Origin of the sequence: Oryzomicrobium terrae (assembly GCF_008274805.1) — a bacterium.
GTDB lineage: Bacteria > Pseudomonadota > Gammaproteobacteria > Burkholderiales > Rhodocyclaceae > Oryzomicrobium > Oryzomicrobium terrae.
In genome coordinates, this window is sequence record NZ_CP022579.1 from 356213 (window position 1) to 378044 (window position 21832).

Annotated in this window: 14 protein-coding genes; 11 read left to right on the forward strand and 3 right to left on the reverse strand. The window is 67.0% G+C overall.

The genetic code is table 11. The annotated features are described in order from the left end of the window. Positions 1–180: 180 nt before the first annotated feature. The 6 genes from OTERR_RS01640 to glmS all read left to right on the forward strand — a co-directional run bounded on the left by OTERR_RS01640 (position 181) and on the right by glmS (position 11132). Positions 181–4869: a glutamate synthase-related protein gene (locus tag OTERR_RS01640; RefSeq protein ID WP_223115982.1), complete on the forward strand. Its 4689-nt coding sequence runs from the start codon at positions 181–183 to the stop codon at positions 4867–4869. Then, entirely contained in the window at positions 4870–6342 is a 1473-nt protein-coding gene (locus OTERR_RS01645; protein WP_149424654.1) for a glutamate synthase subunit beta, read from the forward strand. Positions 6343–6514: 172 nt separating this feature from the next. After that, complete coding sequence (locus OTERR_RS01650) at positions 6515–7219, forward strand: YEATS-associated helix-containing protein (RefSeq protein ID WP_054619604.1); 705 nt, start codon at positions 6515–6517, stop codon at positions 7217–7219. 197 nt (positions 7220–7416) lie between these two features. Then, complete coding sequence (gene glmU / locus OTERR_RS01655) at positions 7417–8781, forward strand: bifunctional UDP-N-acetylglucosamine diphosphorylase/glucosamine-1-phosphate N-acetyltransferase GlmU (protein ID WP_149426394.1); 1365 nt, start codon at positions 7417–7419, stop codon at positions 8779–8781. Positions 8782–8828: 47 nt separating this feature from the next. Continuing rightward, positions 8829–9269, forward strand: a complete 441-nt coding sequence (locus OTERR_RS01660; RefSeq protein WP_054619603.1) for a hypothetical protein — start codon at positions 8829–8831, stop codon at positions 9267–9269. Between the two features lie 15 nt (positions 9270–9284). Further along, a complete protein-coding gene (gene glmS, locus OTERR_RS01665; RefSeq protein WP_149424655.1) occupies positions 9285–11132 on the forward strand; it encodes a glutamine--fructose-6-phosphate transaminase (isomerizing) in 1848 nt (615 codons plus the stop codon). Positions 11133–11249: 117 nt separating this feature from the next. Here glmS and OTERR_RS01670 read toward each other — a convergent pair whose 3' ends face one another. Further along, complete coding sequence (locus tag OTERR_RS01670) at positions 11250–12689, reverse strand: aminotransferase-like domain-containing protein (protein WP_149424656.1); 1440 nt, start codon at positions 12687–12689, stop codon at positions 11250–11252. Between the two features lie 173 nt (positions 12690–12862). Between OTERR_RS01670 and OTERR_RS01675 the strand changes: the two genes are divergently transcribed. After that, positions 12863–13330 carry a hypothetical protein gene (locus OTERR_RS01675; RefSeq protein ID WP_149424657.1) on the forward strand — a complete coding sequence of 156 codons (468 nt, stop codon included), beginning with the start codon at positions 12863–12865 and terminating at the stop codon, positions 13328–13330. Between the two features lie 32 nt (positions 13331–13362). Here the strand turns inward: OTERR_RS01675 and pdxR are convergent, their stop codons facing one another. Further along, the gene (gene pdxR, locus OTERR_RS01680) at positions 13363–14880 is read right to left on the reverse strand and encodes a MocR-like pyridoxine biosynthesis transcription factor PdxR (RefSeq protein ID WP_149424658.1); all 1518 of its coding nucleotides are present in this window, start codon (positions 14878–14880) and stop codon (positions 13363–13365) included. A gap of 102 nt (positions 14881–14982) precedes the next feature. On the opposite strand from pdxR, the gene OTERR_RS01685 reads away from it, so the two are divergent. From OTERR_RS01685 to OTERR_RS01700, 4 genes are all read left to right on the forward strand, one after another. Beyond that, positions 14983–15654: a pyridoxamine 5'-phosphate oxidase family protein gene (locus OTERR_RS01685; protein WP_149424659.1), complete on the forward strand. Its 672-nt coding sequence runs from the start codon at positions 14983–14985 to the stop codon at positions 15652–15654. Positions 15655–15898: 244 nt separating this feature from the next. Next, a complete protein-coding gene (locus OTERR_RS01690) occupies positions 15899–16189 on the forward strand; it encodes a hypothetical protein (RefSeq protein WP_054619597.1) in 291 nt (96 codons plus the stop codon). Between the two features lie 197 nt (positions 16190–16386). Then, the gene (gene icmF / locus OTERR_RS01695; protein WP_149424660.1) at positions 16387–19653 is read left to right on the forward strand and encodes a fused isobutyryl-CoA mutase/GTPase IcmF; all 3267 of its coding nucleotides are present in this window, start codon (positions 16387–16389) and stop codon (positions 19651–19653) included. 385 nt (positions 19654–20038) lie between these two features. Then, on the forward strand, positions 20039–20692 hold the full coding sequence (locus OTERR_RS01700) for a bactofilin family protein (protein ID WP_149424661.1): 654 nt from the start codon (positions 20039–20041) through the stop codon (positions 20690–20692). A gap of 42 nt (positions 20693–20734) precedes the next feature. Here OTERR_RS01700 and OTERR_RS01705 read toward each other — a convergent pair whose 3' ends face one another. After that, on the reverse strand, positions 20735–21523 hold the full coding sequence (locus OTERR_RS01705; RefSeq protein ID WP_054619594.1) for a hypothetical protein: 789 nt from the start codon (positions 21521–21523) through the stop codon (positions 20735–20737). Between the last annotated feature and the right edge of the window lie 309 nt (positions 21524–21832).

Genomic DNA, 21832 nt, shown 5'->3' on the forward strand with positions numbered 1-21832 from the left:
GGCGTATAGTTTGCGGTTCGTCTGTAAAAACGACTGACCACTTTTCGTCGGGAAAGCGAGTTACAAAAGCCGGGAGCGTCTGAGCCCGGCTTTTTTGCCGCCCCTGATTTGCTGTCAACCTGCTCGCTCTCTCATACATTAGGGAGTGTTGGCGAGATGTTTGATGAAGGAAAAAGCGTGATGCAATCGGCTGTCCCTGCCGCGCAGGGTTTGTACGATCCGGTCAACGAGAAGGACGCCTGCGGCGTCGGCTTCGTGGCCCACATCAAGAACCAGAAGAGCCACGCGATCGTCGAGCAGGGTCTGCAGATCCTGAAGAACCTCGATCATCGCGGTGCCACTGGTTACGACCCGCTGCTGGGTGACGGCGCGGGCATCCTGATCCAGATGCCGGACGCTTTCCTGCGGGAAGAGGCCGGCAAGCAGGGTATTGCTCTTCCGCAAGCAGGCGATTACGCTTGCGGCATCGTTTTCCTCCCTCAGTCCGCCAATGGTCGCGCGGCCTGTGAGTCGGTGATGGCCCGGGTGATCTTTGAAGAAGGTCAGACCCTGCTCGGCTGGCGTGACGTGCCCCGCGACAATCGCGGTCTGGCGGAAGCCGCCCGTGCCATTGAGCCGGTGATGCGCCAGGCGTTCATCGCCAAGTCCGCCGACCTGGGCGACCAGGACGCTTTCGAGCGCAAGCTGTTCGTCATCCGCAAGCGGGTCGAGCACGAAGTACGCAAGCTCAAGCTGGACGACGGCAAGCAGTTCTACATCCCGTCCCTGTCCTCTCGCACCATCAACTACAAGGGCATGCTGCTGGCGCATCAGGTGGGCGAGTACTACCTGGATCTGCAGGATTCCCGCGTCGTTTCTGCCCTGGCCCTGGTGCACCAGCGCTTCTCCACCAATACCTTCCCGACTTGGGATCTGGCCCACCCCTTCCGCATGATTGCCCACAACGGTGAAATCAACACCGTGCGCGGCAATGTGAACTGGATGAAGGCCCGCCAGAAGGCCATGTCCTCCCAGTGGCTGAAGGAAGACCTGGACAAGCTGTGGCCGCTGATCGTGGACGGCCAGTCCGACTCCGCCTGTTTCGACAACGCCCTGGAACTGCTGGTGATGGGCGGTTACAGCCTGTCCCACGCCATGATGATGCTGATCCCCGAAGCCTGGGCCGGCAATCCCCTCATGGACGAAGAGCGTCGCGCCTTCTACGAATACCACGCCGCTCTGATGGAACCGTGGGACGGCCCCGCCGCCGTGGCCTTCACCGACGGTCGCCAGATCGGCGCCACCCTGGACCGCAACGGCCTGCGCCCGGCGCGTTACCTGGTGACCGACGACGGCCTGGTGATGATGGCCTCGGAAATGGGCGTGCTCACCTTCCCCCAGGAGTCGATCGCCAAGAAGTGGCGCCTGCAGCCGGGCAAGATGTTCCTCATCGATTTGGAGCAGGGCCGCATCATCGACGACGCCGAGGTGAAGCAGTCCCTGTCCTCGGCCAAGCCCTACCGCCAGTGGATCGAACAGTCCCGCTACTTCCTCGCCGACCTGCCCAAGGCCGATGCGCCGGCGCCCTCCGCCGTGCCTCTGCTCGACCTGCAGCAGGCCTTCGGCATGACCCAGGAAGACGTGAAGTTCATCCTGCAGCCGATGGCCGCCGCTGGCGAAGAAGCCACCGGTTCGATGGGTAACGACAGCCCGCTGACCGTGTTGTCGGGCAAGGACAAGCCGCTCTATCACTATTTCAAGCAGCTGTTCGCGCAGGTGACGAACCCGCCGATCGACCCGATCCGCGAAGAAATCGTCATGTCCCTGACCAGCTTCATCGGTCCCAAGCCGAACCTGCTCGGTGTCGACGAAACCAATCCGCCGTTGCGCCTCGAAGTGCACCAGCCGGTGCTGACCAACGACGACCTGGCCAAGCTGCGCGCCATCGACAAGGCGACCGACGGCCGCTACAAGTCCCTGGTGCTGGATATCACCTTTGCCGCTGCCGAAGGCGACCTGGGGTGCGACAAGGCCCTTCAGGCAGTCTGCGCCGCCGCCGAGCAGAGCGTGGCCAACGGCTACAACGTGCTGATCCTGTCCGATCGCAGCGTTTCTGCCGAACGGGCTGCCATTCCGGCTCTGCTCGCCTGTGCCGCCGTGCATCACCACCTGGTCAAGGCCGGCCTGCGCACTTCCACCGGCCTGGTGGTGGATACCGGCTCCGCCCGCGAAACCCACCACTTCGCCCTGTTGGCCGGCTACGGTGCCGAGGCCGTGTGCCCCTGGCTGACCATGGATACCCTGGCCGAGATCGCCAAGGGCCTGCCGGGCGATGTATCTGCCTACGACGCCCAGAAGCGCTTCATCAAGGCGGTCAACAAGGGGCTGAACAAGGTCATGTCCAAGATGGGCATCTCGACCTACCAGTCCTATTGCGGCGCCCAGATCTTCGAAGCCATTGGCCTGGCCTCCGACTTCGTCAAGCGCTACTTCCCCGGCACCGCCACCCAGGTGGAAGGGATCGGCCTCAAGGAAGTGGCCGAGGAGGCCCTGCGCGTGCACCGTGCTGCCTTCAGCAATGACCCGGTCCTGGCCGGCATGCTGGAAACCGGTGGCGAGTACGCCTACCGCATCCGTGGCGAAGAGCACATGTGGACGCCGGACGCCATCGCCAAGCTGCAGCATTCCACCCGCTCCGGCAAGTTCGATACCTACAAGGAATACGCCAAGATCATCAATGACCAGACCAAGCGGCACCTGACGCTGCGCGGTCTGTTCAAGATCAAGCAGGCCGGCGCTCCGGTGCCCCTGGAGGAAGTCGAATCCGCCAAGGACATCGTCAAGCGTTTTGCCACCGGCGCCATGTCCCTGGGCTCCATCTCCACCGAGGCCCACTCGACCCTGGCCATCGCCATGAACCGTATCGGCGGCAAGTCCAATACCGGTGAAGGTGGCGAGGATGCCAACCGCTTCAAGCCGGTCAAGGCCGGTCAGATGCTGTCCGAGATCGTCGGTGCCGGCCGTATTGCCCGGGATCTGGAGCTGCAGGAAGGCGACTCCCTGCGTTCGGCGATCAAGCAGGTCGCTTCCGGCCGGTTCGGTGTCACTGCTGAATACCTGGCCAACTCCGACCAGATCCAGATCAAGATGGCCCAGGGCGCCAAGCCCGGCGAAGGTGGCCAGCTGCCCGGCCACAAGGTCTCCGAGTACATCGGTGCCCTGCGTCACTCCGTGCCCGGCGTCGGCCTGATTTCGCCCCCGCCCCACCACGACATCTACTCGATCGAGGATCTGGCCCAGCTGATCCACGACCTGAAGAACGTCAAACCGTCGTCCAGCATCTCCGTGAAGCTGGTGTCGGAGGTGGGCGTGGGTACCGTGGCCGCCGGCGTCTCCAAGGCCAAGGCCGATCACCTGGTGATCGCCGGCCATGACGGTGGTACCGGTGCGTCTCCCCTGTCTTCCATCAAGCACGCCGGCACCCCCTGGGAACTCGGCCTGGCCGAAACCCAGCAGACCTTGGTGCTGAACCGCCTGCGCGGCCGCATCCGTGTCCAGGTGGACGGCCAGATGAAGACCGGCCGGGACGTGCTGATCGGTGCCCTGCTTGGTGCCGACGAGTTCGGCTTCGCCACCGCGCCGCTGGTGGTGGAAGGCTGCATCATGATGCGCAAGTGTCACCTCAACACTTGCCCGGTGGGCGTGGCCACCCAGGATCCGGTTCTGCGCGCCAAGTTCTCCGGCCAGCCCGAGCACGTGGTGAACTACTTCTTCTTCGTCGCCGAAGAGTTGCGCGAACTGATGGCCTGGATGGGGGTGCGCACCCTCGACGAGATCATCGGTCGTGCCGACCTGCTCGACATGAAGGAAGGTATCGAGCACTGGAAGGCTAAGGGTCTCGACTTCAGCAAGATCTTCCACATGCCGCCGGTGGGCGACGACGTGGCCCGCCTACATGCCGAGTCCCAGGACCACGGCCTGGCCAAGGCTCTCGACCACAGCCTGATCGAGCAGGCCAAGCCGGCCCTGGAAAAGGGCGAGAAGGTGGTGATCGAGTCCAAGATCATCAACGTCAACCGCTCCGCCGGCGCCATGCTGTCCGGTGAAGTGGCGAAGCGTTACGGCCATGCCGGCCTGCCCGACAACACCATCACCGTGAAACTGACCGGCACTGCCGGCCAGAGCTTCGGTGCCTTCCTTGCCCACGGTGTCACCTTCGAACTGACCGGTGAAGGCAACGACTACGTCGGCAAGGGCCTCTCCGGCGGCCGCATCATCATCAAGGCCCCGGCTGCGTTCCGCGGTAACACCGCCGAGAACATCATCGTCGGTAACACCGTTCTGTACGGCGCCATCGACGGCGAAGTGTTCTTCAACGGCGTCGGCGGCGAGCGCTTCTGCGTGCGCAACTCCGGCGCCACCGCAGTGGTGGAGGGGGTGGGCGACCACGGTTGCGAATACATGACCGGCGGTACCGTGGTGGTGCTCGGCCAGACCGGCCGCAACTTCGCCGCGGGCATGTCCGGCGGCGTTGCCTACGTCCTCGATCTGGAAGGTGACTTCGAGTCCCGCTGCAACCTGGCCCAGGTGGCCCTGGAGCCGGTACCCGAGGAAGAAGCCGCGGCCGATGCACTGGGCGAATTCGGCCCAGGGGGCGACCTGTCCGGTCACGGCAAGGTGGACATCCGCCACCTGGCCATGGCCGACGAGGCCCTGCTCAAGTCCCTGATCGAAAAGCACGCCGCAGCCACGGGCTCGAGCCGCGCCAAGGAGATCCTGGCCAGCTGGAGCGAGTACCGCTGCAAGTTCGTCAAAGTCATGCCCACCGAGTACGCCAAGGCCCTGGCGAAGCTCAAGGCGCAACGTCAGAATCAACTGGAGGCCGCGTAAATGGGTAAGCCGACTGGATTCATGGAGTTTGAGCGTCTCTCCGAGGCTTATCAGCCCGTCGAAGCGCGCCTCAAGCACTACAAGGAGTTTGTCGCCCGCCTGGACGACAAGGATGCGGCCACCCAGGGTGCCCGTTGCATGGACTGCGGTATTCCGTTCTGCAACAACGGTTGCCCGGTGAACAACATCATTCCCGACTGGAATGACCTGGTGTACCGCAACAAGTGGGAAGAGGCCATCGCTGTCCTGCACTCCACCAACAACTTCCCGGAGTTTACCGGCCGCATCTGCCCTGCGCCCTGCGAGGCAGCGTGCACCTTGGGGATCAATAACGACCCCGTGGGCATCAAGTCGATCGAGCACGCCATCATCGACAAGGCCTGGGAAAATGGCTGGGTCAAGCCTCTGGCCGCCGCTGTGAAGACCGGCAAGAAGGTGGCGGTGGTCGGCTCCGGCCCTGCCGGCCTGGCTGCTGCCCAGCAACTGGCCCGCGCCGGTCATGCCGTGACCGTGTTCGAGAAGAACGACCGGGTTGGCGGCCTGCTGCGCTACGGTATCCCCGATTTCAAGCTAGAAAAGAGCACCATCGACCGCCGCGTCGCCCAGCTTGAGGCCGAGGGCGTCACCTTCAAGACCAAGGTCTACGTCGGCAAGGACACGTCCGAGGTGCCCGCCGGCATCGTCAATGATGCCGCTGAAGTGGTGACTCCAGCCCAGCTCGCCAAGGATTTCGACGCCGTGCTGTTGGCCGGTGGTTCCGAAGTGCCCCGCGACCTGCCGGTACCGGGCCGGGAACTGAAGGGCGTGCATTTCGCCCTGGAGTTCCTGATCCCGCAGAACAAGGAAGTGGCCGGCGACGGCGCCAACCCCATCTCCGCCAAGGGCAAGCACGTGGTGGTGATCGGCGGTGGCGATACCGGTTCCGACTGCGTCGGTACCTCCAACCGCCATGGCGCCCTGTCGGTGACCCAGTTCGAACTGATGCCGCAACCGCCGCAGCAGGAGAACAAGGCCCTGACCTGGCCCTACTGGCCGATCAAGCTGCGGACCTCCTCCTCCCACGAGGAAGGCTGCTCCCGCGACTTCGCCGTGGCTACCAAGGAGTTCGTCTCCGACGGTAACGGCAACGTCAAGGCGCTCAAGGCGGTTCGCCTGGAGTGGAAGGACGGCAAGATGAGCGAAGTGCCGGGCTCCGAGTTCGAACTCAAGGCCGACCTGGTGCTGTTCGCCATGGGCTTCACCAACCCGGTGGCCGGCATGCTTGATGCCTTCGGCGTGCAGAAGGACGCCCGGGGCAATGCCCAGGCCAGCACCGACGGTGTCGGTTGCTACGCCACCAATGTGGCCAAGGTGTTCGCCGCTGGCGATGTGCGCCGTGGCCAGTCCCTGGTGGTGTGGGCCATTCGCGAAGGCCGTCAGGCCGCCCGTGAGGTGGACCAGTTCCTCATGGGGAGCACCACCCTGCCGCGCTGAGCGACCCCGCCCGGCTTGCGACCCCGCCACGGCCATCGGTCCTGGCGGGGTTTTTCATGGGGCGGACTGTGGCATAGTTATGCGCTGATCGTAAAAACTGCGCGACACAACAGCGCAAGGTGCCGGCTCGGGCAGAAGGCGGGCGTGGCCCGGGAATCTTTCAGGGGGATACATGGAACTGCAAACCTCGCTACAGGTGGCCCAGCCCACCGGGCTGAGCGACCCGCATCTGCTGGTCATCCTGCTCATCATCGTGGTTACGGGCATTCTCGGGGGGCTGGCCAACAGCTTTCTCGCCGACCGGGCCCAGGGTGCGGCGCCTGAACGCGGCAAATACGCCTTGCTCGGTGTGGTGGCCGCCCTCACTGTCCCCCTGTTCCTCAACATGATCTCGTCCAATCTGCTCGAATCGGCCCGGGCGAAAACCCTGGACCTGTTCGTCTTCGCCGGCTTTTCCGTGCTGTACGTGGTGGCGACTCGCCGCCTGGTGGAGAACGTGACCCAGCGGTTACTGACCCAGCTCGAACAAGTGCGCGGCGATGTGGGGGAGCTGCGCGACCGGGCCAGCCGTGCAGCGGAAGCGCCGGCGGGGGCTGAGGCCGCCGAGAGCGACGCTGCCAACTTGGCTTACCAGGATGTCGAGTTGCTGCGCGCGATCAGCGAAGAAAACTTCGTCTACGGCAACCTGGCCGGCCTGGCAGAAAAGACCAGCCTTTCCCGGGAACTGGTCAGCACCCGGCTGGCGGCGCTGAAAGCCCAGGGCCTGATCGAGGCGCGTATCAACGACAAGAGCGTCCTGCACTGGTACATCTCGGCGCGGGGCCGGCAGTTGCTCGAAGAAATTCTGGGTGGCCAGGACGAGCGCAAGTCGGCGTGATTCCGCGGCATACCGTCCGGCGTGCCGTCTTTCCTGGCGCCCCGGACAGCTCTGGGGGAAAATACGCCCCATACGATTCCTCCTACATCCGCCATTCCCGGCGTGCCCCAGTTTTGCATCAGGGCGGCGCCGGGTTGTTTTTTTGAGAGCAGACGTCCGTGTCTTCCGCCCATTCGCCCGTGGCATCCCTGCCTGAATTGAATGTCGTCGTCCTGGCTGCCGGTCAGGGCAAGCGCATGCATTCCAATCTGCCCAAGGTATTGCATCCCCTGGCCGGCAAAGCGCTGGCCGCCCGGGTGCTCGATACGGCCCGGGCCCTGTCGCCCCGTGCGATCACCGTGGTCCATGGCCACGGCGGCGAAGTGGTGCAGTCAGCCCTGAACGCGCCGGATCTGGCCTGGGCGTTGCAGTCACCGCAATTGGGCACCGGCCATGCCGTCGCCCAGGCCGTGCCCAGCCTGTCGGCAGCGCCGGTGACCCTGGTGCTCTACGGAGACGTCCCCCTGATCCAGCGTGAAACCCTGCAGCGCCTAGTGCATGCTGCGGGTAGCGGGCTGGCGATCCTCACCGTGCATCTGGCCGATCCCACCGGTTACGGCCGCATTCTGCGCGACGGCACCGGCCGAGTGACCCGCATTGTCGAGGAAAAGGACGCCAGTGCGGCGGAAAAGGCCGTGACCGAGGTCAATACCGGCATCCTGGCCCTACCTACGGCCAAGCTAGGCGACTGGCTGGGGCGCCTGTCCAACGACAACGCCCAGGGCGAGTACTACCTGACCGATGTGATCAGCCTGGCGGTGGCCGAAGGCGTGGCGGTGAATACGGCCCACCCGGCTGCCGAATGGGAGGTGCTCGGCGTCAATAGCAAGGTTCAACTGGCCGAGCTGGAGCGTTCCTGGCAGCGGCACCTGGCCCAGGGCCTGCTTGAAGCCGGGGTGCGCCTCGCCGATCCGGCCCGCCTCGACATTCGCGGCGAACTGCGCTGCGGCCGGGATGTGGCCATCGATGTCGGCGCCGTGTTCGAAGGTAAGGTGGTGCTTGAGGAAGCAGTGGATATCGGTCCCTACTGTGTGCTCAAGAACGTTACCGTCCAGGCGGGGGCGCGCATCGCCGCCTTCTGCCACCTGGAGGACTGCGTGGTCGGGCCCGATGCCATCGTGGGGCCCTACGCCCGGCTGCGCCCGGGTACCCGGCTCGGGCCGGAGTCCCATGTCGGCAACTTCGTCGAGGTCAAGAACAGCGTTATCGGCGCCGGCTCCAAGGCCAACCACCTGGCCTATGTGGGCGATGCCGACGTGGGCGAGCGGGTCAATATCGGCGCCGGCACCATCACCTGCAACTACGACGGTGCCAACAAGCACCGCACAGTGATCGAGGACGATGCCTTCATCGGCTCCGATACCCAACTGGTCGCCCCGGTACGGGTCGGCAAGGGCGCAACCCTGGGGGCCGGTACGACCCTGACCCGGGACGCTCCGGCGGGGCAACTGACGGTTTCCCGGGCTAGGCAAACCTCCCTGGCCAACTGGACCCGCCCAGTCCAGGCCGGCAAAAAGGGCTGAGCTCCGCCCCTCCTGATTCATTTTTTGCTGCGAAAGTCATCCTTCCCATGGATATCTGGTTCACCCTGTTCGTCCTGTTCGTCGCCGTGTCGGTGGCTTCCGGACTGGTGTTGGTGCTGGTCGGCTACACCGACAGCCTGGTCACCTCCTTCGCCTACGGTTGGAAGTGGCGTCTCTTTATTCTGGCTCCCCTGCTCTTGGCGATTGCCGCCATGGTCTATGGCTGGCGCGAGGGGGCGGCCGTCTTCATCGTTTCCCTGGCCGGCGCCGTAACGTTCTGCCTGAAGCGCTGGAACGAGAACACCAAGCCGGGCAAGCAACTGTTGTTTGGGCTGGCCCTGGCCGCCTTGGGCGTCGGACTGTTGTACGGTTCGGGGCCGTCCTTTGCCAAACGCGTCATCGACGAAGCCGCCCAGGGCAACCTGCCCGCCGGCATGGTCGAGCCCGCTTCCACCGGCTCGGCCCCTGCGCCGGCCGCTGCCAAGTAAGCAGGAGAATTCCCCATGTGTGGCATCGTCGCCGCTGCGGCCACTGGTCGCAACATCGTTCCCGTCCTTCTCGAAGGGCTGCGCAAACTCGAATACCGGGGCTACGACTCCGCCGGTTTGGCCGTGATCAAGGGCGGCCGCCTCGAACGGCTCCGCGCCGTCGGCCGGGTGGCCGAACTGGCCGCCCTGGCGGCTCCGGCCGGAACCGAACCCCTCGGTGCTGAAACCGGCATCGCCCACACCCGCTGGGCCACCCACGGCGTTCCCTGCGAGCGCAATGCTCACCCGCATATTTCCGGTGGGCTGGCGGTGGTGCACAACGGCATCATCGAGAATTTCGAAGCGCTCAAGGCTGAACTGCAGGGCCAGGGCTACGTGTTCACCTCGGACACCGATACCGAGGTGATCGCCCACTTGGTACAGCGCGAGCTCAAGGGTAGCGCCGATCTGCTCGACGCCGTCTGCGCTGCCGTACGCCAGCTGAAGGGCGCCTACGCCATCGCCGTGGTGCGCGAGGAAGACCCGCAGCGGGTGATCGTCGCCCGGGAAGGTTCGCCGCTGCTGCTCGGCCTGGCCGACGACGGCAATTACGCCGCCTCCGATGCCTCGGCCCTGCTCCAGGTGACCCGGCGCATGGTGTATCTGGAAAACGGCGACGTGGCCGAACTGACCCCCGGCGGCCACCGCGTTCTGCGTGCCGACGGCACTCCCGTGGAGCGGACGTCGGTACTGTCCCAGCTGTCCGCCGATGCTGTCGAACTGGGCCGCTTCCGCCACTACATGCAGAAGGAAATCTTCGAGCAGCCCGACGCCCTGGCCAACACCCTGGAACTGGTGGGCGCTGCCAAGTCCGTTCAACCCGGCCTGTTCGGTGCCGAGGCCGAGACGGTGCTGCGCGACATCGACAGCGTGCTGATCCTGGCCTGCGGTACCAGCTACCACTCGGGCCTGGCCGCCCGTTACTGGCTGGAAGAAGTGGCCGGTGTGCCGTGCACCGTCGAGATCGCCAGCGAATACCGCTACCGTACCTCGGTGCCCAATCCGCGCCAGTTGGTGGTAGCCATCTCCCAGTCCGGCGAGACCGCCGATACCCTGGCCGCCCTCAAGCATGCCAAGGGCCTGGGTCAGCCCCACACCCTGGCCCTGTGCAACGTGCCCGAATCGGCCATCGTGCGCGAATGTGCGCTGCGCTTCATCACCCGGGCCGGTCCGGAAATCGGCGTGGCCTCCACCAAGGCCTTCACTACCCAGCTCGCCGCCCTGTATCTGCTCACCCTGGCCGTGGCCAAGCTGAAGGGCCGCCTCTCGGCGGAAGACGAGGCCCGGGAAATCGACGCCCTGCGCCACCTGCCCGCCGCCGTGTCCGCCGTGCTCGAGCAGGAGCCGGCCATCCAGGCTTGGGCCGAGCACTTCGCCGACAAGCGCCATGCCCTGTTCCTCGGCCGCGGTATTCACTACCCGATCGCCCTGGAAGGCGCCTTGAAGCTCAAGGAAATCTCCTACATTCACGCCGAAGCCTATCCAGCCGGCGAACTCAAGCACGGCCCTCTGGCCCTGGTGGATCGGGAGATGCCGGTGATCGCCGTGGCTCCCAACGATGCCCTGCTGGAAAAGCTGAAGAGCAATCTCCAGGAAGTGCGCGCCCGGGGGGGGGAACTGTATGTGTTCGCCGATGCCAAGGTGGATCTGGGTACCGGCGACGCCGACGGTGTGCACCTGATCCAGCTGCCCGAGCACTACGGCAAGCTGTCGCCGGTGCTGCACGTGGTGCCGCTGCAATTGCTCGCCTACCACGCCGCTCTGGTCAAGGGCACCGATGTGGACAAGCCGCGTAACTTGGCCAAATCTGTGACGGTGGAATAACCCGCCGCCCGGCGTGATCGTGGCCCCAATGACAAAAGCCCAGCTCCGCTGGGCTTTTGTCATTGGGGTGGGGCAAGCGCGTACGAGCCTTGGCCGCCCCTAGTGCCCTGTAGCGACTCAGGACGTTGCCAGGCGTTCCACCAGGGCTGCCAGGCGGCGGATGGCCTGATCCAACTCGCGGGACCAGGGCGAGCCGCAACTCAGTCGCAGGTAGTGGTCGAAGCGCCCCGAGTTGGCGAACATCACCCCGGGGGAAACCCGGATGCAGTCCTCCAGGGCGGCGTCGAACACCCGCTCGGACGAGAGTTTGCCGGGCAGCTCGATCCACAGCCCGAAGCCTCCGGGCGGGACGTTGAGACGGGTGCCGGCGGGGAAGTAGGCGGCCACCGCCTCGCCCATCCGCTCGCGTTGCTCGCGCAACTGGGCGCGCAATCGACGGAGGTGACGCTCGAAACCGCCGGAGGTCATGAATTCGGCCACCGCCAACTGCGACAAGGCCTCGTTGGGGCGTGACTGGGCGTACTTGAGCATCTCCACCCGGGGCCGCCACTTGCCCGGGGCGATCCAGCCCAGGCGCATGCCCGGGGCCAGGGTCTTGTGCAGGGAGGCGCAGTGGATGACGTTGCCGCTGGTATCGAACGCCTTCAGCGCCGGTAGTGGCGTGTCGTCGTTGCCCAGGGCAGCGTAGGTGTCGTCCTCGATCAGGGCGATGCTCCGGGCCTCGGCCCAGGCCGCCAGCCGCGCCTTGTGGGCGTCGGGCATGATCGCCCCGAGGGGGTTCTGCAGGTTGGGGACTACCACCACCGCCTTGATGTTGGCGTAGGCGTCCGCCGCCAGGTCCAGGGCCTCCAGGGAAATGCCGGTCTGGGGGCTGGTGGGGATTTCCAGGGCGCGTAGCCCCAGGTTCTCCAGGATCTGCAGCAGGCCGTAGAAGGTCGGCGATTCCACCGCCACTACGTCGCCGGGCTGGGCCACAGCGCGCAGCGCCAGGTTGAGGGCCTCGACGCAGCCGTGGGTGACGATGATGTCGTCGGCCCCCAGGGTCATGCGTGCTGCCAGGGCCTGCTGGGCCAGGGCGGCGCGAAAGGCCGGCGTACCGTTGAAAGGCACCGGGCGGCCGAACAGCTCGGGCTGGTGGCGCAGCACCCGCATCGCCGCCTGTTGCAAGGCAGCCGCCGGGTAAAGGGATGGCGCGCCGCAGGCCACCGCCAGATTGAGGGCGTCAGGCCGGGCTTGGCCCCGGGCGAGGATCGCCGAGACGCGCTGGTGGATGCCGATGTATTGGGCCGGGTCGGGCAGGCTGGGATGGGGCTCTTCCACCGGCGCCAGGGTGGCGCGCCGCGGCGGGCGGACGAAGTAGCCGGAGCGGGGACGGGCCTCCAGCAGCCCCTGGCTTTCCAGGTGGCGGCAGGTCTGCAGGGCGGTGGACAGACTCACCCCGTGGCGCGCCATGAGGGCGCGCACCGAGGGCATGCGGTCACCGGGGGCCAGGGCCCCGGCGGCGATGGCCTGTCGGTAATGCGTGGCCAGCTGGCGGTAGAGAGGGGCGGCGTCCATGGACCGGATTATGGCCCGGGGCGGCGGGGCGATACAGAACAGATCGACGCTGTTTGTTGCGTAACAGCAGCGAGCAATCCCCCCTGTTGCGCTTCATTCTCCCCAGGCGTGTGCCTGTTGGCCCGGGGCCGGGGTGACTACGCTGGAGCCTTCTGTTTATCGGAGGTTCTGCCATGCCTGCCCGTCCCGCTCTTACCCTGGTTGCCCGCTCCCGGCCCCCGGCAGCATCGGAGGAGGGGGCGCTGCAGACCCTTCCACCGGCAGCACCGGTTCCAGTCATCCAGCGGCTTGCCGCCGGCCAGTCGCTGCGCTTCTACGCCGAGGCGGGCACCGTCCTGCACGTCCAGTCCGGCCGGGGGGCCTGGATCGGGGCGCCGCAATGGCAGGCCGAACAGTACTGCCGGGTGCGCCACTCGCTCAGCCCGGGAATGGTGCGGGTGGTGAGCTATGCCGGCTGGCAGACGCTAGCCGCCGATGCGGGAGGGCGCCTGGTCGTGAGCGTGCGCCTTGCCGAAGCGGTCAGCCTGACCCGCCAAGGCTCCGTGGGGCTGGCCCGCCTGGGTGCCTGGCTGCGGCGTTGCCTGGGGCGCCACGATCCGGCTGTGGTGCCCGTGCCGCCCCAAGGCATCACGCCCCGCTAGGCGGGGCAGGTGGAACGTGGCGCTGGGGCCGCTCAGCCGTGCCCGGCGGCTTCCGCCAGGCCTGCGGCCAGCTGCTCCACTGCTGCCGGCAGGATCGCCGTGTCGGTGTTGCCGTAGCCAAGCACCAGACCGTTGCCACCGGGCGGTACGCTGCCCGGCAGGCAATAGGCGCTTACCGGGCGTGGATCGAGGCTACGCCGGCGCAACGCCGCTACCGCCGTCCGGTCGGCCAGGTGGGGCGGCAGGGCCAGGGTCAGGTGCAACCCAGCGGCGCCACCGGTGACCGCGGCGGGGATGCTGGCCACCGCCGGCAGGCGCTCGCCGAGAAGGCGGCGCAAAGCCTCCTGGCGCGCCGCATAGAGGCGGCGCATGCGTTGCAGGTGGGCGGCGAAGCGGCCCTTGGCGATGAAGGTGGCCAGGGCCTGTTGTTCCACCCCCTGGCCGGGGCGCAGCAGGTCGGTGACGGCCCGGGCCAGATCGGGGGCGATGGCCTCGGGGGCCACCACGTAGGCCAGGCGTAGGCCGGGCAGAAGGGTCTTGCTGAAGGTGCCCAGGTAGATCACCGGCGCGTCGGCAGTGAGCCCTTGCAGGGCCGGCAGGGGGCGGCTCTCGTAGCGGAACTCGGCGTCGTAGTCGTCTTCGAGCAGCCAGGTGCCGTGGCGGCGTGCCTGGGTGAGCAGGTCGAGGCGTCGCTCCAGGCTCAGCACCGTGCCCAGGGGGTACTGGTGGGCCGGGGTAAGGTAGATCAGGCGGGGCGGCGCTTCGGCCCAGTCGGCCGCCGTCGGGGCCAGCCCCTGGCCGTCCACGGCAATGCCGCGTACGTTCAGGCCGGCCCAGGCAAAGGCGCTGCGGGCGCCGGGGTAGCCCGGGTTCTCCAGCCAGGCGGTGGCGCCGGCCTCGGCCAGCAGCCAGGCGCACACGGCGATGGCCCCCTGGATACCCGGGGTGACGATCACCTGCCGGGGCGTGCAACGCACCCCGCGGGATACCGCCAGGTGGTGGGCGATGGCCTCGCGCAGCAAGGGATCGCCGCCGGGGGGGCTGTAGTGCAACTGGCTCGGGGTGGCCTCGCGCCAGGCCGCATCCAGGCAGGTGCGCCAGGCGGCGAAGGGAAAACGGCCCAGGTCCGGCACCCCGGGGGAGAACGGCCGGGGCGGCCCTTCCTGGCCGTGGCGCCGGGCGTTGATCCGGGCGGCCCGGGGTGCCAGGCCGGGCAGCGGCGCAGGGGGACCGGCGGGCGCGCTATCGGGGGCGTCGGGCACGGACGGTTCGGCACGGGGGGCATCGCCCAGGGGCAGGGCGGCGACCCGGGTGGCGCGCCGGTCGGCGACCAAGTAGCCCTCGGTGAGCAACTGTTCATAGGCGTGGATCACCGTGTTGCGCGCCACCACCAGCTCCGCCGCCAGGGTGCGGGAGGCGGGCAGATGGGTGCCGGCGGGCAGGCGGCCGTCGAGTACCGCCTGGCGCAGGGCGGCGTAGAGCCCCTGGCGGCGCGGGGTGCCGGGGGCGGTGGCGGGACGCAGCAGGTCGAGCAGATGGGCGTAGTCCATGATTCTGGTTCTATTAATATAGCCTCATATGGTTCTCGATATGGTGCCACGGGGCCGGTAGGCTCGGGGCTCTTGTTCTACTTTTTCTTCTGGAGCACCGCCATGTCCGATCCGCTTGAATCCTCCGCCGCCGCGACCGGCACGCCGCCTTCCGCCCGTACCAAGGTGCGCCGCCACCCGGAACGGGCCGCCTACGATCGGGCGGCGGTAGTGGCCATCGTCGATGCGGCCCTGCTTTGCCACGTGGCCTTCGTTCTCGACGGTGTGCCCCATTGCATTCCCACCGCCTGCTGGCGCGAGGGCGACCACCTGTACATCCACAGTGTCCGGGCCTCGCGGCTGGTGGCGGCGCTGACCGGCGGCACCGCCTGTGTCACCGTCAGCCTGGTGGATGGCCTGGTGCTCGCCCGCTCGGCCCTGCGCCACTCGATGAACTACCGCTCGGTGGTGCTCTACGGCACTTTCGAGGACGTCACCGATCCCGCCGCCAAGGCTGCCTCCATGGCCACCTTTCTCGACCACGTGGTGCCCGGGCGGGCAGCCCTGGTGCGGCCGCCGGATGCCAAGGAGCTGGCCGGCACCGCCTTGCTGCGGGTGTCCCTGGCCGAAGCCTCGGCCAAGGTCCGTTCCGGTCCGCCCAAGGATTTGTTGGGCGACCTGGCGTGGCCGGTGTGGGCCGGGGTGGTGCCCCTTGCCCTGGAGAGCGGCGCCCCACTGCCCGAGCCCGGCTGCGCCGCCCTGCCGTTGCCGCCGGTGCCTGCTCGTTACGCCTGAGGCATGACGGAGCGCAAGGAAAGACGGGCATCTTCACGGTATCCACTTGGAGATGCCCGTGTTTAAAGGCGTTTAGAAGGCCATGCCTGGAGATGCCCGACTGGCGCGGGGTTTGCGCGACCGCCTTGGCGATATTCCTGTTTTGGCTGGCGTGCCGGGAACGGCGACGCCAGATCGGCGCAACTTCCTGGCGTCGATGCGGGTCTGATCCCAGGCAACCCTCAATCCTGCCGGGAGGTGCTTCATGAACAAGGTCATCTGGGTGCTGTGGCCGTCCTTTGTTGCTGCGGTGATCGCCGAATTCGTCTTCTTCTGGGTGATCAACCCGCAGCAGCTGTACTTCCTCGGCGAGCCGGTGGAAATGTCGTCCTACGCCACCTACTCGGTCGGTTTCCTGCTGTTCTGGCTGGTCTGCGCCGGCTCCAGCCTGCTCACCTGGTTCATGCTGCCGCAGCGGCCCCAGGCGGATCACCATCACGAACCGGACGGGCGCACCGCGCCGCACCACGGCTCAGGCCTGACCTCGGCGCACTGACCGTTCCGCGCCGTCCGCGGCTGCCTGGATGGAGCCCGACGGTTGCCGGGGCGGAGCAAGTTGACGTTGACGTCAACGTTAGCTAAGGTGCCACCACTCCCCGGCCTCGATCGGACCCGTCGGGCCGGCCCCGCCCGCCTTGCGGCGCCCGGGCCGGCCCAGCCTTCCTGCCCTGCTTGCTTTCCGGAACCTCGCCCATGACCGACCTTTCCGTTGCCCACAAGCTCGTCCCCTACAAGCCCCGCCACAAGGTGCGCTTCGTCACCGCCGCCGCCCTGTTCGACGGCCACGACGCCTCGATCAACATCATGCGCCGCATCCTGCAATCCACCGGCGCCGAGGTGATCCACCTGGGGCACAACCGGTCCGTGGGCGACATTGTCAACGCCGCGTTGCAGGAAGACGTGCAGGGCATCGCCATTACCTCCTACCAGGGCGGCCACGTCGAGTACTTCAAGTACATGATCGACCTGCTGCGCCAGCACGGCGGCGAGAACATCAAGGTGTTCGGCGGCGGTGGCGGGGTGATTGTGCCCTCCGAAATCGCCGAGCTGCACGACTACGGCGTGACCCGCATCTATTCCCCCGGCGACGGCCAGTCCCTGGGCCTGCAAGGCATGATCAACGAGGTGGTGGAAACCTCCGACTACGACCTGACCACCGCCGCGCCCCAGGGCGTCGAGGCCGTGCTCGCCGGGCTGCGCTCCGGCGACCGGCGCACCCTGGCCAAGGTCATCACCGCCCTGGAGAACGGCGCCTACGGCGACGACGTCAAGACTGCCCTGCGTGAGGCTGCCGCCCAGACCGCCACGCCGACCCTGGGTATCACCGGCACCGGCGGCGCCGGTAAATCGTCGCTCACCGACGAGCTGGTGCGCCGCTTCCGCCTCGACCAGGACGACCGGCTCAAGCTCGGCATCGTCTCCATCGACCCGTCGCGCAAGCGCACCGGCGGCGCCCTGCTGGGCGACCGCATCCGCATGAACGCCATCGAGGGTGCCAACATCTACATGCGCTCCCTGGCCACCCGGGATACCGGCAGCGAGATTTCCGCCGCCCTGCCCGAGGTGATCGCCGCCTGCAAGGTGTCCGGCTTCGACCTGCTCATCGTCGAGACCTCGGGCATCGGCCAGGGCGACGCGGCCATCGTCCCCCACGTGGACGCCTCCCTGTACGTGATGACCCCCGAGTTCGGTGCCGCCAGCCAGCTGGAGAAGATCGACATGCTCGACTTCGCCGACTTCGTGGCCATCAACAAGTTCGACCGCAAGGGCGCCGAGGATGCCCTGCGCGACGTGCGCAAGCAGTACCAGCGCAACCGGGAGCGCTTCGCCGAGCCCACCGACGCCATGCCCGTGTTCGGCACCATGGCCGCCCACTTCAACGACGACGGCGTCACCGCCCTCTACCAGGCGCTCATCGAGCGCCTGGCCGAACTGGGCCTGACCCTCCAGCCGGGCAAGCTGCCCAAGGCGGCGGCCAAGCAGTCCTCCTACCAGCAGGCCATCGTGCCGCCCAAGCGGGTGCGCTACCTGGCCGAGATTTCCGAGGCGGTGCGCGGCTACCACGCCCACACCGACGAGCAGGTCAAACTGGCCCGGGAACGCCAGTCCCTGCGCATCTCCCGCGACCTGCTCAAGGGCTGCGACAAGCCGGTGGACGACGTGGACGAGGTGCTGACCTGGAAGGACGGCCAGCTCGATCCCAAGGCCAAGAAGCTGCTGGAGCAGTGGCCCGAGATGCAACAGGCCTATTCCGGCGACGAATACGTGGTGAAGATTCGCGACAAGGAAATCCGCACCAAGCTGGTGTCCGAGTCCCTGTCCGGCACCAAGATCAAGAAGGTGGTGCTGCCCAAGTTCGGCGACGACGGCGAGGTGCTGCGCTTCCTGATGCGCGAGAACGTGCCCGGCTCCTTCCCCTACACCGCCGGCGTGTTCGCCTTCAAGCGCGAGGGCGAGGACCCGACCCGCATGTTCGCCGGCGAGGGCGACGCCTTCCGCACCAACCGCCGCTTCAAGCGCGTCTCCGAGGGCATGCCGGCCCACCGCCTGTCCACCGCCTTCGACTCGGTCACCCTGTACGGCTGCGACCCGGACGAGCGTCCCGACATCTACGGCAAGATCGGCAACTCCGGCGTGTCGATCGCCACCCTGGACGACATGAAGGTGCTCTACGACGGCTTCGACCTGTGCGCGCCGACCACCTCGGTGTCGATGACCATCAACGGCCCGGCGCCGATCATCCTGGCGATGTTCTTCAACACCGCCATCGCCCAGCAGCTCGACAAGTTCAAGGCCGACAACGGCCGCGCCCCCACCGAAGACGAGGCCGAGAAGGTTCGCGAGTGGGTGCTGTCCTCGGTGCGCGGTACCGTCCAGGCCGACATCCTCAAGGAAGACCAGGGCCAGAACACCTGTATCTTCTCCACCGAGTTCGCCCTGAAGATGATGGGCGACATCCAGGAGTTCTTCGTGCACAACAAGGTGCAGAACTTCTACTCGGTGTCGATCTCCGGCTACCACATCGCCGAAGCCGGGGCGAACCCCATCTCCCAGCTGGCCTTCACCCTGGCCAACGGCTTCACCTACGTGGAGTCCTATCTGGCCCGGGGCATGCACATCGACGACTTCGCGCCCAACCTGTCCTTCTTCTTCTCCAACGGCATGGACCCGGAATACTCGGTGATCGGCCGGGTGGCCCGCCGCATCTGGGCCGTGGCCATGAAGAACAAGTACGGCGCCAACGAGCGCAGCCAGAAGCTGAAGTACCACATCCAGACCTCGGGCCGTTCCCTGCACGCCCAGGAGATGGACTTCAACGACATCCGCACCACGCTGCAGGCGCTGATCGCCATCTACGACAACTGCAACAGCTTGCACACCAACGCCTACGACGAGGCCATCACCACCCCGACCGAGGAGTCCGTGCGCCGCGCCATGGCCATCCAGCTCATCATCAACCGGGAATGGGGCGTGGCCAAGAACGAGAACCCCAATCAGGGCGCCTTCATCATGGACGAGCTGACCGACCTGGTGGAAGAGGCGGTGCTCAAGGAGTTCGAGGCCATCGCCGCCCGCGGCGGGGTGCTCGGCGCCATGGAAACCGGCTACCAGCGCGGCAAGATCCAGGAGGAGTCGCTGCACTACGAGCACAAAAAGCACGACGGCTCCCTGCCCATCATCGGGGTGAACACCTTCCTCAACCCGAAGGGTTCCGCCCAGGTGGAAATCGAGCTGGCCCGTTCCACCGAGGAGGAGAAGCAGTCCCAGATCCAGCGCCTGCGCGACTTCCAGTCCCGCCATCGGGCCGAATCTGGCCCGATGCTGGAGCGCCTGCAGCAAACCGCCATCGCCAACGGCAACCTGTTCGAGGTGCTGATGGATGCGGTCCAGGTTTGTTCCCTGGGGCAGATCACCACCGCCCTCTACGACGTGGGCGGCCAGTACCGGCGCAACATGTAAGCCGGTTTCCGGCGTGTCGGTGACGATCCGGAAACGGCATAACCCTTAGTAGTGTCCCTCGGCAGTAGCTTCGGCCACGGCGGCGTCAGCCCCCGTGGCCGTTTCTTTTATGCGGCGTCTGGGTGGGGCCTGGTTGCAGGTGTTGGGTTGGCCCGACAGGGAAAAGCGTGCAAAAACAACGCATAGGCCACAGGCATTGGTTTTGCGTCGGGCCTGCCCGACGGTTTGTGCGGCGAACGTCGGCGAACGAGTGGCGAAGAAGGTGCTAATCGGCTGAAAATCAACGGCTTGGCCGAGGTGGCATGGGGTTTGCCAATGTGGGGGCTGGCGTTGCGGCACGGGCCGCGACGGTTCTTCCGTCCATCCCCTCATCCAAGGATCTTCCATGCTCAACAAGCAAAGCTTTTTCGGTAAACGTGATGACGCTCCGGCGCCCCGCAACGATGCCCTGGCCCCCCGGGATACCCGCCTGGAGAACCGGGGGACGACGCCTCCCGGGCTGGCGCCGTTGGGTGCCCCGACCCGCACGCCGGCTGGTCCGGCCACCGCCAGTGTGCAGGTAAACGCGGCGGATGCGGGCAAGGCCGCCGCCAAGCCGGCCATGGCCGACGCGGTGGGCGGCAACCGCCTGATCGTCGGTCCCGACGTGAAGCTGAAGGGGGCGGAAATTCTCGACTGCGACACCCTGGTGGTGGAAGGGCGGGTCGAGGCCACCATGGATAGCCGGGTCATGCACATCGCCGAAAAGGGCGTGTTCAGCGGCAAGGTGAGCATCGACGTGGCCGAGGTGTACGGTACCTTCGAGGGGGAGCTGACCGCCCGCCAGCAACTGGTGATCCACGAAACCGGCCGGGTCAGCGGCACCATCCGTTACGGCAAGATCCTGATCGACGAGGGCGGCGAATTGTCCGGCGACATCAAGTCCCTGGATGCGGATATTCCGGCGCTGACCCGAGTCGTGTCGGCCGCGTCCTTCACCGCCTCCACCGCCTCGTCCGCCCCGGCCGGCAGCCCGGCCAAGGTGGGCGCCGATGCGTGAAGGCCGGTCTGCCCCCGTCGCCCGGCCTGGGCGGCGGTTGGCTCAGTGCAGGGTCTGGCCGGCGGCGCCGGCCTCCCCGGCGGCGGCGCGGCTGGCCTCCTGCCAGCCCAGCACGGCCTGGGTGGCCTGGGCCATGATCTGCTCCCACTGGGGTTTCGGCAGTTCCCGGCCGAGTGCGCCAAACAGTGCCTGGGTAGTCTCCAGGCCCAGTCCATCGCTGGCCAGCTGGTGGGCCAGGCAGCGGATCTGGATGTGGGCCAGGGCGTCGGCCACCAAGCGCCAGCCGACCTCGGGCATGGTCCGGGTCAAGGCCACCATCATGCCGCCCAGCTGGCTGAGGATGGCAAACGCCTCATCCCGTTCCTCGCTGGCGATCATGGCGTGCCAGATGGCCAGGTGCAGGTCGCGGCGCAGCCCGACCTTGAAGTCGATGCCGTCGCCTTCGTTGTCCTGCAAGGCGGAAAACGCCGCCTGACAGCGCCCTTCGGCCCCGGGCGACAGGGCGTCGCGCAGCAGGCCGACCAACTCGGTCAGCCCGGCCATGGCCGAGGGGCCAAAGATCTGGGCATAGGCCAGGCCCCACTGGTCGAGGCCGGCGAGCAGCAGGGCGCGGCGCAGGATGCCGGCCTCGCCCTCGCTGCCGCCGTCGGCGGCGCCGATCCATTCTTCGATACGGGCGGCGATTTCCTTGGCCCCGGCGCGCCGGTCGGCCTCGCTGCCTTCCAGCGACAGGCGGAACAGGCGGGCGAAGGCGTCCTGGACGAGGCGGGCGGCGTAGGTTTGCAGCTCCCGGGAGGCCAGGGGGGCGAAGGTGTCGGCGGGCAGGGTCATGGCGCAATCACAAAAGACGGGCGGCACCCACGGCGCCGCGAGGGCAGGATTGTGCCCAATGCGCCGGGGGAGGGCAAAGGGCACGGCCGGGGTGTGCCTGGCGATGGTGCGCGGTGGCAGTGCCCGAGGGGCCGTCGGGCCGTGGCGTGGCGGCGTCGGTGGCTTGCCCGTCCCTTCGATGCATCCTGGGGGGCTACCCGGAACGCCGCGCCAGTGCTTGATCTTGGCGATGCCACTCTGGAAAGGCGCGCCATTCCTCGAGCTTGGCGATGCCACCGCGGAGAAGCCCGTCCGGCCTAGGGTTCCGCC

Bases quoted from the DNA above. Each gene is read 5' to 3' on its own strand.
- OTERR_RS01640 (WP_223115982.1), top strand. From the start codon at position 181: ATGCAATCGGCTGTCCCTGCCGCGCAGGGTTTGTACGATCCGGTCAAC.
- OTERR_RS01645 (WP_149424654.1), top strand. From the start codon at position 4,870: ATGGGTAAGCCGACTGGATTCATGGAGTTTGAGCGTCTCTCCGAGGCT.
- OTERR_RS01650 (WP_054619604.1), top strand. From the start codon at position 6,515: ATGGAACTGCAAACCTCGCTACAGGTGGCCCAGCCCACCGGGCTGAGC.
- OTERR_RS01660 (WP_054619603.1), top strand. From the start codon at position 8,829: ATGGATATCTGGTTCACCCTGTTCGTCCTGTTCGTCGCCGTGTCGGTG.
- glmS (WP_149424655.1), top strand. From the start codon at position 9,285: ATGTGTGGCATCGTCGCCGCTGCGGCCACTGGTCGCAACATCGTTCCC.
- OTERR_RS01670 (WP_149424656.1), bottom strand. From the start codon at position 12,689: ATGGACGCCGCCCCTCTCTACCGCCAGCTGGCCACGCATTACCGACAG.
- OTERR_RS01675 (WP_149424657.1), top strand. From the start codon at position 12,863: ATGCCTGCCCGTCCCGCTCTTACCCTGGTTGCCCGCTCCCGGCCCCCG.
- pdxR (WP_149424658.1), bottom strand. From the start codon at position 14,880: ATGGACTACGCCCATCTGCTCGACCTGCTGCGTCCCGCCACCGCCCCC.
- OTERR_RS01685 (WP_149424659.1), top strand. From the start codon at position 14,983: ATGTCCGATCCGCTTGAATCCTCCGCCGCCGCGACCGGCACGCCGCCT.
- OTERR_RS01690 (WP_054619597.1), top strand. From the start codon at position 15,899: ATGAACAAGGTCATCTGGGTGCTGTGGCCGTCCTTTGTTGCTGCGGTG.
- icmF (WP_149424660.1), top strand. From the start codon at position 16,387: ATGACCGACCTTTCCGTTGCCCACAAGCTCGTCCCCTACAAGCCCCGC.
- OTERR_RS01700 (WP_149424661.1), top strand. From the start codon at position 20,039: ATGCTCAACAAGCAAAGCTTTTTCGGTAAACGTGATGACGCTCCGGCG.
- OTERR_RS01705 (WP_054619594.1), bottom strand. From the start codon at position 21,523: ATGACCCTGCCCGCCGACACCTTCGCCCCCCTGGCCTCCCGGGAGCTG.